The sequence below is a fragment of the Bacteroides sp. f07 genome (genome assembly GCF_042854785.1).
Taxonomy (GTDB): domain Bacteria; phylum Bacteroidota; class Bacteroidia; order Bacteroidales; family Bacteroidaceae; genus Bacteroides.
Window position 1 is genome coordinate 3,132,242 of the sequence record NZ_BAABXI010000001.1, and the last position, 15,287, is coordinate 3,147,528.

Here is a 15,287-nt window from a genome sequence, read left to right on the forward strand (position 1 = left end):
AAGGATGAAGAACCGCCACACAGCAAAGTTCTTCATCCTTTATTTCTTATTCCTCATTATTCACACTTTATAGTTTCACCTTCTTACTTACAGACTTCGATTCATTATGAAGACGGTCCAAAGCTGTTACTACATAACGGTGTTTGGTTTTTCCCGTTTCGTATGGAAGCTTGTAGAAAGGATTGCGGGTAATATCTACAATATGTGAAGGATCATCGAGGTTCACCTTTTCTTTTCCGCTGAAGCGGTACACTACATATCGGACAGCTTTATCCATTTCTGTATCCGCCTTCGGAGCAGTCCAAAAAAGAACATAACCATCTTCTGTCCATACTTTCTTCATCTTGCGCACTTTGCCCGGAGCCTTGTCATCCATAAAGTCAAAGACAGGAATCAAAGCGGGATATTTATGATATTCACTGACTAAAGCGTCACGGTATCTACCTTGATTCTCGACAACAGCCGACGCATACCATTGGCAGCTACCGCCAATCGTCTGATAAGCACGTTGCAGAGCCATCTTCCGTGGAAGCTGATTGATGGAAGGATTCTGCGGATCGGCATGTTGGATAGTGTTCGGCACAGACTGACCGATAAACAACGGACGGTTTTCCGAGTGGGTAGCCCACCATTTCACCAATGTCTCGTAATCGGCCGCCTTATGCCCGACTTCCCAATAAATCTGCGGAATATTATAATCAATCCATCCCTCGCGTGCCCAAAGCAGGACATCGGCATACAAATCATCGTAATTCTGCAAACCGTTCGTATTACTTCCCAACGGGTCGCTCTTCTGATTACGGTAAATACCAAACGGACTGATACCGAATTTCACCCACGGTTTTATCCCGCGGATAGTCTCGTGAAGCTTCTTTATCAACACATTGACATTACTACGACGCCAGTCTGCCTTATTCGTGAATCCGCCGCCATAACGGGCAAAGCTCGCATCATCCGGGAAATCCAATCCCCTGACAGGATAAGGATAGAAATAATCATCCATATGGATGGCATCCACATCATAACGGGACACGATATCAGTCACAATTTTGCAAATGTATTCCCGGCTTTCGGGAAGTGCCGGGTCGAAGTATAACTGGTCGCCATACGTAACGAACCATTCAGGATGCTGATGGTAAATATGCTCCGGTGCCAACTGGCTCTTCAATGAAGTCTTCACACGGTAAGGATTAATCCAGGCATGAAACTCCATATTCCGCTTCTGGCACTCTTCAATCATAAACTGCATCGGGTCCCACATAGGAGAAGGAGTCTGTCCTTGCGTTCCGGTCAGGAAACGACTCCACGGTTCATGTTGTGAAGCGTACAGCGCATCCGCTTCAGGGCGTACCTGGAAGATAATCGCATTAATGCCGGCTCCCTGAAGAGAGTTCAACTGGCTAATCAACGTCTGTTTCAGCCGTTCGGTAGGAATACCGCGGAATTGTCCGTTGACAGCCTGTATCCATGCCGCACGAAATTCACGTTTGGGGTATTTATTGCCGGTTGGCACCTGCGCCCTCACTCCTACCGCAAGAAGAAGAGCTAAAAGTAAAAGATAGTTTTTCAGCTTCATAATATTCTTAAATCGTAATAATGTGACGCAAAGATAATACAAACTCCCGATAAATTCGCTAACTTTGCCGACTACCATAAAACAAGGAGTATTTTATGTCAGAAAACAACTATATTTCGATAAAAGGTGCACGAGTAAATAACCTAAAAAACATCGATGTAGATATACCACGCAACAAACTTGTTGTAATCACCGGATTATCGGGTTCCGGAAAATCTTCCCTCGCTTTTGATACGCTCTATGCCGAGGGGCAACGCCGATATGTAGAAAGTCTGAGCAGCTATGCACGCCAGTTCCTGGGTCGAATGAGCAAACCGGAATGTGACTTCATCAAAGGTATTCCACCCGCCATTGCCATCGAACAGAAAGTAAACAGCCGCAATCCGCGTTCTACCGTGGGTACCTCGACCGAGATTTACGAATATCTCCGCCTGCTCTACTCCCGCGTAGGGAAAACATACAGCCCCGTCAGCGGGCAAGAGGTGAAGAAGCATTCGACAGAAGATATCGTCAACTGTATGCTTTCGTATCCGGAAGGTACAAGGTATACAGTGCTGACACCTATCCGCCTGCGTGAAGACCGCACCCTGCAACAGCAATTGGAAATAGACCTGAAACAGGGATTCAACCGTATCGAAGTGAACGGTGAAATGAAACGTATAGATGAATATACACCCGCGGCAGGCGATGAAGTTTACCTGTTGGTAGACCGTATGGCAGTAACCAACACCAAAGATGCCATCAGCCGGTTAACCGACTCTGCCGAAACAGCCATGTATGAAGGCGATGGAACCTGTATGCTGCGTTTCTATCTTTCGGATGGGACAACCAAACTCCACACTTTCAGCACCAAATTTGAAGCAGACGGTATCGTCTTTGAAGAACCGAACGACCAAATGTTCTCGTTCAACTCCCCTATCGGCGCTTGTCCTACCTGCGAAGGTTTCGGTAAGGTGATCGGTATCGACGAACATCTGGTTGTGCCGAACCGTTCTTTATCGGTTTATGAAGGGGCTATTGTATGCTGGCGTGGTGAAAAGATGGGAGAGTGGAAAGATGAGTTGATCCACAATGCGGACAAGTTCGATTTCCCGATATTCACACCTTATTATGAATTGACGGATGCACAACGTCGGCTACTTTGGGAAGGCAACCAATACTTCCACGGTATCAACGATTTTTTCAAGATGCTGGAAGAGAACCAATACAAGATACAATATCGTGTGATGCTTGCACGTTACCGGGGAAAGACGCTTTGTCCGAAATGTCACGGCACACGTCTGAAACCGGAAGCCGGATATGTACGGGTAGGCGGTAAAAATATCTCCGAACTGGTAGATTTACCCATTACGGAATTAAAGCAATTCTTTGACGGTCTGGAACTCAACGAGCACGACAGCGATGTAGCCCGCCGTATCCTGATTGAAATTAACAACCGTATCCACTTCCTGATTGATGTAGGTTTGGGATACCTGACCTTGAACCGTCTCAGTAATTCCCTGTCCGGTGGAGAAAGCCAGCGTATCAATCTGGCAACATCACTGGGTAGCAGTCTTGTAGGTAGTCTTTATATTCTTGACGAACCAAGTATCGGGCTTCACAGCCGTGATACAGACCGGTTGATTTATGTATTACGCCAACTACAACAGTTAGGCAACACGGTAGTAGTCGTAGAACATGACGAAGAAATTATCCGCGCCGCAGATTACATCATCGACATAGGCCCCAATGCCGGACGCTTGGGCGGAGAGGTCGTTTATCAGGGCGACATGAAAGACCTTCAAAAAGGAAGCAACAGTTACACAGTGCGTTATCTTCTGGGAGAAGATGAAATTCCCGTTCCCGAACATCGCCGGCCGTGGAATAACTATATAGAATTGAAAGGTGCACGCGAGAATAATCTGAAAGGGGTGGACGCCCGTTTCCCACTCAATGTAATGACAGTCGTTACCGGAGTTTCCGGTTCCGGAAAAAGTACGTTAGTAAGGGATATTTTCTTCCGGGCACTGAAACGCGAATTGGACGAATGTAGTGAGCGACCGGGAGAGTTCTCTTCTATTGGTGGCAGCTTGCGCGACCTACGGAATGTAGAATTTGTAGACCAGAATCCGATTGGTAAATCATCGCGTTCCAACCCGGTAACTTATATCAAAGCGTATGACGAAATCCGTAAACTATGGTCTGAACAGCCTTTAGCCAAACAAATGGGTTACACAGCCGGATTCTTCAGTTTCAACAGCGAAGGCGGGCGTTGCGAAGAGTGTAAGGGTGACGGAACCATTACTGTAGAAATGCAGTTCATGGCCGACTTGGTGCTCGAATGTGAATCCTGCCACGGAAAACGTTTCAAATCCGACACACTGGAAGTGAAATTCCACGATAAAAGCATCTATGATGTATTGGAAATGACCGTGAACCAAGCTGTTGAATTCTTCAATGAACATGGACAGAAGAAAATTGTGAAGAAGTTGCTTCCCTTACAGGACGTAGGATTAGGATACATCAAACTGGGACAATCCTCTTCCACCCTTTCCGGTGGTGAGAACCAGCGTGTGAAACTGGCATTCTATCTGAGTCAGGAGAAAGCAGACCCGACCATGTTTATCTTTGATGAACCGACTACGGGGTTGCACTTCCATGATATCCGTAAATTGTTGGATGCTTTCGACGCGCTTATCCGTCGGGGACATAGTATTGTAATTATTGAGCACAATATGGACGTTATCAAATGCGCCGATTATGTGATCGACCTCGGACCGGAAGGTGGAGATAAAGGTGGAAATATAGTAGCGGTAGGTACTCCGGAAGAGGTAGCCGCTTGCGGAGCAAGCTATACGGGGCAGTTCTTAAAAGAAAAACTGAAATAGACACTATAAAACAGTCTGTACAAATTAAGAAAATAGAATTCAGATATTTCTTCCTAGGTCTGAATTCTATTTTCTCATTTATACAAAATCAAGGACAGCCCCCTGAGATAAGTTTAATCATTCACATACAGCTTATAAAGCCTTTTAAAATACTCCCTGGAGATATTCCCTGTTTTTCCAGAAGCATTTTTGTAATAAAACAGCATCCCTTTGTAGTAAGCGTCGTAATCAAACAAACCTTGATTGTTGAATGGATATTTATCAACTGTCCCGTCACGTCGTATAAAGACATGGGATGTTCTGGCAGGATTAGCTTGGAGATATATAAAATACTTACCATAAATGTCATAGTAAGAATCCTTACGGTATTTCTTCTGAGGTTTCTTGTTTATACCGAATGAATATAGCGTTCTTACAGGATTCCCTCCTTGTATGGCAGCAACCCATTTAGTCCGGTCGATAGTTTCCGTCACAATACTATCTATCTTTACACAGGAATTGTTTGATATATCAACATGGCTTACTGTTCCATCCTTCTCTATGACAAATGAACCATTCAATTGTATTTCTCCATCAACATTTATTCCTTGAGTTATATCATGCAGAAATGTATGTTTTCCTTGATAAATCGGCTTTATTTCCGGATTAAGAACAAGTATATCCGAATCGACAGGCAAAGTTTTTGCATTACGGAACACATCATTCAGATATTTCTCGAACGGCAGCAATCGCCCCTCGCCATCCGTCTTTACAATCACTCTGTCGCGCTGAGTAACCTCAACAGGAACACATCTATCAGCGATAGCGGGTTTCCATTTCAATGGTTCTTTTAAAACAATCTCCAAAGCGCTCTTTACAATGTCGCTCTTACATTGTATTACGGATGCATTTCTCATCCTACCACCTTTGTCAACCGTGTATTGATACAATATCGTATCCACGTAATATTTCAAGGCTGACGGAATCTGAATCTTACCATGTATCCACTGCGCCAGCTTATCTCTGCTATCGAAAGGACTTGAAGGTATATCCGCCAGTCGCGGCGGAGTATGCAGAGTAATCCTGTGAAACCGTACTAGCGAATCTTCCGGGATATACCGGCAGAAATCAATCAACATATATTTATATACATCCTTAGCCTGTTTTCCTGCATACATACATCTCGGGGCTTTTCCCACCACACGTATGATTTCATCTTCAAAAGCTGGATTTAAAGTATTCAAGTTACTAGAAATAAACACTTTTCCATCCCACGATACACTGACACACAACTGTTCAGTCCCTACTATTCCATATTTATATGCCTCTTGAGGAAATTGAATATTTTTCAATATCCAATCCGGTATTTCATCAAGCATCATCATTGAGTTCTCCGCATTCCTGTTATCACAAGGAACAGTCTGACTATAGGTATATACTCCTAAAAACAAAATTATAAAAGAAATAATAATCTTTTTCATCTCACTAATTGTTAGATTTCACATAAAAGAGTATTATAAAAAAATAGCACAAATTAGTCTTCCGACAAACGAATATTTACAGGATGACAAACAAATATCACCATACAAACATCATTTATAAAGATTTATTCATCAACTTTAGTCATTATGACATCAGTTGGAACAGAAAAGCCTATAGGCTTTACTTCTACCCAATCTTCAAGACCTTCTGTTGCATTCCAAATACCTATTTTTTCATTTAAAATCCAATGCAATTTATTAGGAGCTATGAGTTCCAAACTACCTCCAGTAATTCCATTCCCGTCAAAATGTTTCATCCGCTGATCATAAAAAGTAAATCCATTAAACCTACGTTTAGGACGATAAGCGCCACGAATGTAAATATGCTGTTCACTTCCCTTTCCACCTCCTAAAAACCATTGTGTATGAATATCATCTATGTAATTTTCTAGTATTTTCCCTTTTACAGATAAAGAATATCCACCAAATAAATATCTGATATCCAATACAGTATGCAGTTTTCCCTTATTAAGGGTTTCTCCTTCTACTAATTTAACAGTAAACACAGTATCCCCTTCCTCGTATCTCCATGTCCCAATATAATTTTCCATTGGATATTGTGCCTGTGCAACACAACTATACATAACGACTAATAAAACAAATAATATCCGTTCCATAACTATACTTTTTTATTTATTACAATCTAAATTTTCTAACTGACCACCACTATCTACAGTTCTAGCTTTCCAACCTTCCCATTTCTGAGTAATCTCACTGTACTTATTAAAAATAAGTTGCAAACCAGAAACTGATTGTTGTAGGAATTTAATATAATTGGATATTTTTTCCTCTACTCCACCAGGAGTTCCAGCATCTACCAAATCATTAAAATTTCCCATTATCGCTTCCTTATCATTCTGCAACCTCTCCACAAAACTCTGAAACGCTTCTTCTGAAACTATAACCAAGCTAGTACATCCAAAGTCCGAAATTATCCCATAAGTAAAGTTATCTATATCAATATACCCTTGATTATATTTTAAAGCCAACATCTCTAAATCTGCAAATGAAGGAATAGGACCACCTCCTGGGTGTGAATGATACCATTCAGTAACACTATTCGGTTTCACGGCACTCCAATCATATTTAATACTCCCTTGCGTTTGTTTATTAGGAGTATGAATTGATACACCATTGGCAATCCAACCATTCTCTTTTGACTGCGGTCGATAATAGACTCCAGCAAATATCTTTCCAACTCTAGCTATCAAGCTATCATTTTCATTCATTTCATTTGCCTTTTCACATGGATCCACATCAGGATCTTTCTCCTCTTTTTCTTCTACTGTACTATTCCCTGTGCTTTCGTCCGGATTACCTGTTGAGAGCTCTCCTGGATCTGGAATAGTATCCGGATCAGGGGGAGGTATAGGAGTTAGCCAATCATCTGGAGTAATAACTACCTCTGGAAGGCTTCCACCATTAATGTCTCCTACCCCTGGAATAACAACTTCCGGAAGGCTTCCACCATCAATATCCCAAGACTAGTCTTCTCCATCCCATAAATCATCCTCCCCACTTCTAGTGGAAATCTTCTTCTTTCTACCAAAAGCAAGTCCGGAAAGTTGAAAATTAGCAATCTGACGTTTTTCTTCTAATTCTGCTTGAGTAGATGCATTCAACAAAAAAACACCTTTCACTTTTATACCATTTTTATATGTATTAATACGAGCTATCATACTTGAATGAACCATAGAATAGATTGCAATTCCTGTAAACGTTCCTTTATCTACACAATTAATAAAGTCTTTACATACCTGACTGTTATGGACAGCATCATATTCCTTAGCTGGAATAAGTGTCAGAATATATTGGCCAACATTATTCTCCTTTACATCTTTTACAATAACTAACTTTTGATACACATTTGTGTGTTTAGCAATTCCTTTATCATTTTTATATTCTACATATAAAGCCTTGTATTGAAAAGTTGATATTATAGGGATATCATAACACTCCAAATTATGCTTAGAAGAAGGTATAGCACCCGTCCATTGAGGAGAGAAATCTCCTGGACGTATAGAATTATCAGCCTTTTCTTTTTCAGAACGAGTAGTTACACTCTCCATTGACTTTTCAAAAAAAGCTTTCGCTTCTTGCAAACTAAAATTTTTATTTTCGGTTCGTGAATCCATTTTTATTAATTCATCATCCATACAACTCCAAACTAGAAAGAACATAAGAAGTATAGATAAGCAACCAATATAAAGATAGATATTTTTCCTCATAATCAAATGTATTTTCTATTTTTTATTTTTCTGTTCTATTCTTTGCTTAAAATCATACATCCGTTTCCCCTTCCATTTCTTATATGAGTTACCTTTAAAATATGGACGAACCTTCTCACAAAACTCTTCATTATTTTTTTTCAATTTTTCTGTATTCTCTGAAGCTGAAAGCCTTTTTTGTTCGTTTATTATTTTATATTCTTCAATAGCATATGCATTATATGCATCCTTGAATTGGCCAATCTGCATTTTATTCAATCCATACCGTTTAGTAAGTATATACTCCAAATAGGAGTTATTGACCGCTTTCCATTTTTCCGCTACTTGCACAGGCAAATCTTTCTTTATCGCATTTAATTTATTATCCTCAATTTCCTGCAATTTTTCATTTCGATTTTTCAGACGTTCCCGCCACACTTTTTGACGCTGTCTAGAACAATCAACTTCTATTTCCGCTATCCGATAACCTTCATTGTAGGTAGCACCATACTTATCCATATTATCAAGCGCTCTAAATGTCATTTCTTTATAAGCGATATACCAATTTCCGCTTTCCGTACCTAATATTTGACGGATTTGTCCATTCAGATTCGACAACATCAACTCTATTCTCTCTATTTTCCGTTGTTCATCAATGGTTTCCGTCAACATCTTATCACGTTCTTTTTCCCATATACTCTCCGCTTTGTACAGTGCACGCATCTTTTCAAGAGGAATGAACTTTGTTTCACTCAAAACATGATAACGTTCCAATTCTTGCGTACAAGAACTCCATGTTTTATATCTTCCATTACTAAAGATCTGACTAATCATAACTCCATACTTTCTGTAGAGCTTCTTCTGTTCATTTTTAAACATGACAGAACCTATCCTCTTATTTTTCAATTGCTCGTTCTCACGCTCCAAAGATGGAAGAATCTGCAGTTCGTATTTATCTGCTTTCAAATGATGAATTTTATATATCTTCATCATATATTCCTTGCGTTTACCAATATCTACGCTTGAAATACTTTGTGAATAGGCAATACTTCCTCCTAATAGAAGTAAAGCCAAAGAGAAAATGATTTTCATAAGTTTTTATTATTAAAAGTTATAAGAATATTTATTACCACCATATTTGTCGCCCATTCTCATAAGTAAACGGACGTTCTTCTCTACCTTTTGTCAAATCACGAAGCCACAATAAAGCCCCTTTAGGAACATTTTCAAAAACAATATTATCTCTTATCGGTATTTTCTTTCCCAAACTAATCCATTTATCATTCCAATAAAACAATTCATAAGAGTCTGTTGAAACAACAGAGTTATCATCATTTCGAGGAGCAAATCCTATTATCGGGATAGCAGTCTGTTTTCCTAAATCCGCCCCTATCCACAAATCAAATCCTCCATTCACCTGATAGTATGTAAGGGGAACATTATCAAAAATAGTATTCATCATACTATCTGCCAGGATAGCTTCACAAGCAATCGGTTGGAATTGTAGAGGCATACCTGCGGAATCATACAAAGAAAATTCCGCAATACTAAACACTCCTTTAGGTTTTCTATAACGCACGTAACGAAACTTTTTACAAGATAATGTATTCACCGTTTGCATACGGCTTTCAGGCACTTTGACAATCTCATAAATATTTTCCGCATCAGAAAAATCCGAACGATTTGCACCTTCAAACAGACCACCAACCATGGTACGGGCAAATCCAACAATCCTCTTATTCAACGGATATTTGCGAATGAGCGTGACTGTTTCCTTATGAAGCGTATCAAAAGATAAATGATGAACGCCATCTTTGGAAACTATTATAGGCTTTGAAATAGGAGTTATTTCCCCATTTGTGAAATCAGAAGGCAGATATAGGATTCCATTTCCTAAGTCTAATGCTTCCTCTGAATCTTGAACTCCTTTACGAGTTCCAGTCCCTGCACTCTGAAAATTGCCGTCTACAGAGAACGCTATCGGAGTCCATCCACCTGGTGAGAAAACAGCCAAATAAACAGATTTTCCTTTTTCTGAATTAACGGTTACATGCAGAGTTCCTATCTGATGTACTCCTGTTACATCTAAAATATCACCATTGGCAAATAAGTCGGGATATTCCATTACGGGATAATAACTATGTGGCTGTTTAAACGTTATTGTATAGACTTTCCGATAAATCTTAGGTATTTTTCGTATGGGCAGAGCGTTAACTCCATTTTCATCATCATTCTGAAAGGTTACAACACTATCATTTGGCAGTATCATTGAGATAAAAGAGTGACCGTTATTACTACTTCCCCAATACGGTATCATTTCAAATGCAGCAGGGATTCCCGCTGAACGCAAGGCCATAACAACTAAAGCGCTTCTATCATCACATTTTCCATAACCTGTTTGCAGAAGCTCTGTATATGATTTCAATGAATCTTTATAAAAATCCGGTGCTAATTCAATTTTTACTTGTGCATTTATTTTTTGTGCCGCTTTTACGATATCATCACTATTATCTCCATTGCCAAACCGTTTAATACAATCCCATTTCCAATAATATTGCAAGGGCTCATTAGCAACCCTATATGGCAAAACATATTCACAAAATTGCTCAAAAGTATAATCTTTTAAATAAGGAGATTCTGCTTTTAATTGAAAAGAGTATTCCAATGACAATATAAGAGAGTCTGACTTTACTATATCTATATCATAGATTCGTTTTCGTTCATTACCACTAAGAGAATATTTATTAGGCATATTTTGAATTAAAAAACAAGCTGCCTTATACTTTTCCTCATCCTCCTGCCCTTTATAATGCTCCAAAAAACGGATTAGTTCTTCGCTATTTGTCACAGATTGTTCCGCTATTTTCCAAGCAGTCTTATCAAATGAAGAGGTACAACTAAATAAGAAAAAGAATATAAGTATTAACAAAGTCTGCTTCATAAGTATTTGTTTTGAGTGTCATTTTTTCACTGGCAAAGGTCGAGGTAAATAAGCATATACTCAGTACTATATCATACAACAATATGCCAAAATCGTACAATATGGTAAAAATTATACTGTCGTTTCACAAAAGTCGTAGAAATCCAACAATCCAACAAACAGATTAAACACTACTTTTTCAAAGTTTTTTTTATATCTCCTTTCATACGCAAAGTTTTTGTACTTTCCACTTTCACCTCTGTATTAAGAACTTTTAATCCCACCCTAAGCATTTGAGCCATATCTCCAACTTCACGGTACAAACAAAATAATTTATAATCGGGCAATATACGATGAGGCACCATATTACTAGCCAAAATATAACTCTCTATCGCCTTATCTATTTGATTTAATTCTTTATAAGTATCTCCCAAATCACAATACAAATCAGAAGTAGGAATAATCGTAGCAGCTTGTTTTAAAATAATAATTCTTTTGGACGCAGGATAATTCTTATAGCAATATTGTGCATATATATCAAACAGATGCGGGACTGATTGTAATTCCAATCTATGTCGTTCTACATAATCCGTTGCTTTTTCTGTCGTTTTGGTCGATGAGAAATAAAGCTTCCTTATATTATTCTTCAATAAATAATAGTCACATCCATACCGTATGATAAAAAACAGACAAACTATGATTATCATACACTCCACTATTTGAAATTTATATCCTACAGAAACACATCTATTTTTCTGGCATTGTATTCCTCCTAATAAAAAAGGAAACAACAACCATAACAATAACACATGAGACGGATATGAAAACATAGAAAATGTGAGCCACGAAGCAAATGTCGCCAAATAAATCTTATTGAGACCTTGAACAGAGGCATATTTAAAAACAGCTACTATAAGTCCCAAAACCACAACCAGCCCTATTAATCCAAACTCCACACCTATACGCAAAAATTCATTATAAGGATAACTTATATTATCCGCCAATCTCGCATATTGAGAATTAGGATGTGCATTAAAATATTGAGCTTGGTAATACATATATTGTTTCTCAAAAGTCCCAATACCATGACCTGCGAAAGGAGCATCCATAATCATTTCTGATGAAACACGCCATATCAGCAAACGTCCATCCGCAGAGTCCTTCTTATAATAATATGTAGCAACAATAAGTAATAACACTAATATAATGGCACCTAATTTCTGAAAGATGGAGAATTTCCACTTTCTATCTTTTTTGCTGAATAAATATAAGCTTCCAATACCTGCAAACATTGCCAAACATCCAGCACGAGACTCTGTCAGTACAAGTGTGGTGAAAAATAAAATTAGAAAAGCAAGCAGAATCCATTTTTGTCGAAAATTCCTCCAATATTCCCTATAAAGACCAATAAGTACAATAATCGCTATAGCTAAATAACCACCTAATGGCCCAGGATTGCCAAACGTTCCTGTCACATCAAAAACATGATGAAAACTCTTTATTAAATGTATTTTCTGCCCAATAGCAATGCCCGCTTCTACTACCCCTATCAAAATAATCCCATACAAACACCATTGCTTTTGTCGCATTCTTTTCGTTATTACATAGCACAATAAAAACAGAATCCACTTTGCTAATTCAAAATGAATAAATTCAGTTTGTCCCATATATAAATAAAATCCCACTATTACGCCATAACACAATAAGAAGACATCTATTATATTTAAAAACAGTTTATTCATTAACTTTCGCCATTATAACATTCATTGGAATAAAAAAATATTCACATATACATAACACAATCACTTATCGTTTACAAAAATGAGCAAAACAGACAAATCTCCATTCCCAATTAGTACACAAATAAGACAAAATAATACATAAAGATACCCCCTCCTAAATACAAGAATCCCCCTTGTTACACATATCCGTAGCAAGGGGGACTTATATGAGCGAAGCATTCATTCCACTCCGTCCTTCACACCTAATTCTCCATTTATTTACAAGTAAAATCCGAATCCTATCTTAACGCCGAAACGTGACATATCACCGTCATTGAAACGCCACTTATAATAAACGGCAGGTTCGATGGTTACTGTACGTGAAAGGAAATAAGCATATCCTGCTTCAATACCCAATCCCCAATCCGTCTGATGTTTTCCACCGCTCCAACGGAAACGGTTCCAGTCAAGTCCGCCACCCAGATAAATACCGGTTTTATTAAAGTAGAAGCGTACTCCTGTACCCAGCATGTATTCGTCTACCGGTTTCGACCAGTCCGCTCCGGCGTTTACCATCAAGGCAATGCCTTCGGCAAAGAACGTACCGACCTGTGCGCCAAGACCAAATTTTGCTTTATCATTTTTACTATACGAAAAGTCCAATCCTGACAATGAAGGATTAATAATCGTAGTTCCTTTCTCAAATTGTGCCTGTGCAGTGAAAGAGACTGCCAATAAGCAAAGAGCTAAAGCTAATTTCTTCATAAACTTACTTTTTTAAGTGAATAGATTGTTCGTCTTTTTTGCGGCGTTCGCGCATTTGTTCCTTTTTACGGAGCACTAACCAAAGAAGAAAGACAATGACATAAGAGACGCCCACTGTCAGAACTTTCTCTGTCAGACTAACTTCTGTGTTACGTGGCAACAAATAAGCCGCCGTTACTGATACATAAATAAGGAATGCTAACGCAACTCCCGTCGATTTCTTTATTTTCTTCATTCTGATAATTTTCTTGTTTTCTGCTTGCCCAGCCAAACATAGAACCAAGCTGCCGCAATCACTACACACGCTATGCCGATACCGTAGGAGACTGCATGCGAAAGTCCCACCCCTTCAGGAGCAATACATATATAAGTTGAACATACGCTTGTCATAAATAGTGCCGGTATCAAAGTTATGATATAAGGTTTCTTGGATACCGCCAAAAAGACTGTTATAGCCCACAAGGAAAACACAGCCAGAGTCTGGTTAGCCCAAGCGAAATAACGCCATATCATATTAAATCCGTTCGCATCACGCAAACTGTATAAAAGCAAACCGATAGCCACCACGAACATCGGAATGCAGATGTATAAACGACGGCGTATACTTTTTTGTTCCATGCCCAGAAAGTCCGCCACAATCAGACGGGCGGAACGGAAAGCCGTATCTCCCGAGGTAATCGGAGCGGCAATCACTCCCAAAATTGCAAGCACCCCACCGATTGCTCCCAACCATTCTTTTGTAATGGCATCCACAATAACGGAAGCATTGCTTTCTTCCATTCCGTTCTCATGGAAGAAGTAAGTAGCAGCGGCAGCCCAAATAAGAGCAACGATACCTTCGGTAATCATTGCACCGTAGAACACCGGGCGTCCATGATGTTCCGAAGTCATGCAACGTGCCATTAAAGGACTCTGCGTAGCATGGAAACCGGAAATTGCGCCACAGGCAATGCTCACAAACATAATCGGAAAAATAGGAAGCTCACTCGCTTCCGGATTTGTATTCTGCAATCCGTCCCACAATTCCGGCAAAGCAGGATGGTTGACATAAAGCATCACCAAGATTCCTACTGCCATAAACAGCAGGGCAACCGCAAACAACGGATAGATTTTACCTATGATTTTATCAACAGGCAACAAAGTAGCCAGAATATAGTAGGCAAACACAACAACTATCCAAAACGTCGCATCCAAGCTTTCCGGCGTCAGCTTTGCCAACAGCCCCGCAGGACCGGCAACAAAAACAGAACCTACTAAAATCATCAGGATGACGGTAAATCCTCTCATGACCTGCTTCGTCGTAAGCCCCAAATAGCGACCGATAATCTCCGGCAAACTTTCCCCGCCATTTCGCAAAGAAAGCATTCCGGCAAAATAATCGTGCACCGCACCTGCAAAAATACTTCCCAATACAATCCACAGATAAGAGGAAGTTCCGAATTTAGCCCCCATTATCGCCCCGAATATCGGACCTAATCCTGCGATATTAAGAAATTGAATCATGAATATCTTCCAGGTTGGCAAAGGGATATAGTCCACTCCATCAGCCTTGGTAAGTGCCGGTGTTTTACGGTCGTCGGGACCAAAGACGCGCTCCATCAGGCGTCCATACGTAAAATAGCCTACTATCAGCGCCAGCAGGCATAGAGTAAATGTTATCATAGGGTGTTGTTTTTTTAGCTTGGCAAATGTAACATAATCTCACGAAACA

12 protein-coding genes are annotated in these 15,287 nt (G+C 39.6%); 1 reads left to right on the top strand and 11 read right to left on the bottom strand.

Annotated elements, in window-relative coordinates; all coding sequences use genetic code 11:
* Positions 1 to 67 precede the first annotated feature (67 nt).
* Positions 68 to 1,654, bottom strand: a complete 1,587-nt coding sequence (locus ACGHVY_RS12860) for a glycoside hydrolase family 10 protein (RefSeq protein WP_390599381.1) — start codon at positions 1,652 to 1,654, stop codon at positions 68 to 70.
* Positions 1,655 to 1,671: 17 nt separating this feature from the next.
* On the opposite strand from ACGHVY_RS12860, the gene uvrA reads away from it, so the two are divergent.
* Positions 1,672 to 4,443 carry an excinuclease ABC subunit UvrA gene (gene uvrA, locus ACGHVY_RS12865; RefSeq protein WP_390599382.1) on the top strand — a complete coding sequence of 924 codons (2,772 nt, stop codon included), beginning with the start codon at positions 1,672 to 1,674 and terminating at the stop codon, positions 4,441 to 4,443.
* A 113-nt stretch (positions 4,444 to 4,556) separates the two neighbouring features.
* On the opposite strand, the gene ACGHVY_RS12870 is transcribed toward uvrA, so the two are convergent.
* The 10 genes from ACGHVY_RS12870 to ACGHVY_RS12915 all read right to left on the bottom strand — a co-directional run bounded on the left by ACGHVY_RS12870 (position 4,557) and on the right by ACGHVY_RS12915 (position 15,238).
* Positions 4,557 to 5,903, bottom strand: coding sequence for an energy transducer TonB (locus ACGHVY_RS12870; protein ID WP_390599383.1), 1,347 nt, complete (start codon positions 5,901 to 5,903; stop codon positions 4,557 to 4,559).
* A 125-nt stretch (positions 5,904 to 6,028) separates the two neighbouring features.
* On the bottom strand, positions 6,029 to 6,580 hold the full coding sequence (locus ACGHVY_RS12875; RefSeq protein ID WP_390599384.1) for a DUF6705 family protein: 552 nt from the start codon (positions 6,578 to 6,580) through the stop codon (positions 6,029 to 6,031).
* 12 nt (positions 6,581 to 6,592) lie between these two features.
* Positions 6,593 to 7,192: a hypothetical protein gene (locus tag ACGHVY_RS12880; protein WP_390599385.1), complete on the bottom strand. Its 600-nt coding sequence runs from the start codon at positions 7,190 to 7,192 to the stop codon at positions 6,593 to 6,595.
* Positions 7,193 to 7,447: 255 nt separating this feature from the next.
* Positions 7,448 to 8,119, bottom strand: a complete 672-nt coding sequence (locus ACGHVY_RS12885; protein WP_390599386.1) for a hypothetical protein — start codon at positions 8,117 to 8,119, stop codon at positions 7,448 to 7,450.
* Positions 8,120 to 8,206: 87 nt separating this feature from the next.
* Complete coding sequence (locus ACGHVY_RS12890) at positions 8,207 to 9,262, bottom strand: hypothetical protein (RefSeq protein ID WP_390599387.1); 1,056 nt, start codon at positions 9,260 to 9,262, stop codon at positions 8,207 to 8,209.
* A 34-nt stretch (positions 9,263 to 9,296) separates the two neighbouring features.
* The gene (locus ACGHVY_RS12895; RefSeq protein ID WP_390599388.1) at positions 9,297 to 11,111 is read right to left on the bottom strand and encodes a transglutaminase-like domain-containing protein; all 1,815 of its coding nucleotides are present in this window, start codon (positions 11,109 to 11,111) and stop codon (positions 9,297 to 9,299) included.
* Between the two features lie 170 nt (positions 11,112 to 11,281).
* On the bottom strand, positions 11,282 to 12,832 hold the full coding sequence (locus tag ACGHVY_RS12900; protein ID WP_390599389.1) for an O-antigen ligase family protein: 1,551 nt from the start codon (positions 12,830 to 12,832) through the stop codon (positions 11,282 to 11,284).
* A gap of 258 nt (positions 12,833 to 13,090) precedes the next feature.
* On the bottom strand, positions 13,091 to 13,576 hold the full coding sequence (locus ACGHVY_RS12905) for a hypothetical protein (protein ID WP_390599390.1): 486 nt from the start codon (positions 13,574 to 13,576) through the stop codon (positions 13,091 to 13,093).
* Between the two features lie 4 nt (positions 13,577 to 13,580).
* Entirely contained in the window at positions 13,581 to 13,811 is a 231-nt protein-coding gene (locus tag ACGHVY_RS12910; protein ID WP_167966660.1) for a hypothetical protein, read from the bottom strand.
* A complete protein-coding gene (locus tag ACGHVY_RS12915; protein ID WP_390599391.1) occupies positions 13,808 to 15,238 on the bottom strand; it encodes a carbon starvation protein A in 1,431 nt (476 codons plus the stop codon). Before ACGHVY_RS12915 ends, ACGHVY_RS12910 begins: the two co-directional genes overlap by 4 nt.
* Positions 15,239 to 15,287 lie beyond the last annotated feature (49 nt).

What these genes read in the sequence shown, in the direction of transcription:
- ACGHVY_RS12860 (WP_390599381.1), bottom strand. Translation starts at nt 1,654, where the DNA reads ATGGTAGTCGGCAAAGTTAGCGAATTTATCGGGAGTTTGTATTATCTT.
- uvrA (WP_390599382.1), top strand. Translation starts at nt 1,672, where the DNA reads ATGTCAGAAAACAACTATATTTCGATAAAAGGTGCACGAGTAAATAAC.
- ACGHVY_RS12870 (WP_390599383.1), bottom strand. Translation starts at nt 5,903, where the DNA reads ATGAAAAAGATTATTATTTCTTTTATAATTTTGTTTTTAGGAGTATAT.
- ACGHVY_RS12875 (WP_390599384.1), bottom strand. Translation starts at nt 6,580, where the DNA reads ATGGAACGGATATTATTTGTTTTATTAGTCGTTATGTATAGTTGTGTT.
- ACGHVY_RS12880 (WP_390599385.1), bottom strand. Translation starts at nt 7,192, where the DNA reads ATGAATGAAAATGATAGCTTGATAGCTAGAGTTGGAAAGATATTTGCT.
- ACGHVY_RS12885 (WP_390599386.1), bottom strand. Translation starts at nt 8,119, where the DNA reads ATGGATGATGAATTAATAAAAATGGATTCACGAACCGAAAATAAAAAT.
- ACGHVY_RS12890 (WP_390599387.1), bottom strand. Translation starts at nt 9,262, where the DNA reads ATGAAAATCATTTTCTCTTTGGCTTTACTTCTATTAGGAGGAAGTATT.
- ACGHVY_RS12895 (WP_390599388.1), bottom strand. Translation starts at nt 11,111, where the DNA reads ATGAAGCAGACTTTGTTAATACTTATATTCTTTTTCTTATTTAGTTGT.
- ACGHVY_RS12900 (WP_390599389.1), bottom strand. Translation starts at nt 12,832, where the DNA reads ATGAATAAACTGTTTTTAAATATAATAGATGTCTTCTTATTGTGTTAT.
- ACGHVY_RS12905 (WP_390599390.1), bottom strand. Translation starts at nt 13,576, where the DNA reads ATGAAGAAATTAGCTTTAGCTCTTTGCTTATTGGCAGTCTCTTTCACT.
- ACGHVY_RS12910 (WP_167966660.1), bottom strand. Translation starts at nt 13,811, where the DNA reads ATGAAGAAAATAAAGAAATCGACGGGAGTTGCGTTAGCATTCCTTATT.
- ACGHVY_RS12915 (WP_390599391.1), bottom strand. Translation starts at nt 15,238, where the DNA reads ATGATAACATTTACTCTATGCCTGCTGGCGCTGATAGTAGGCTATTTT.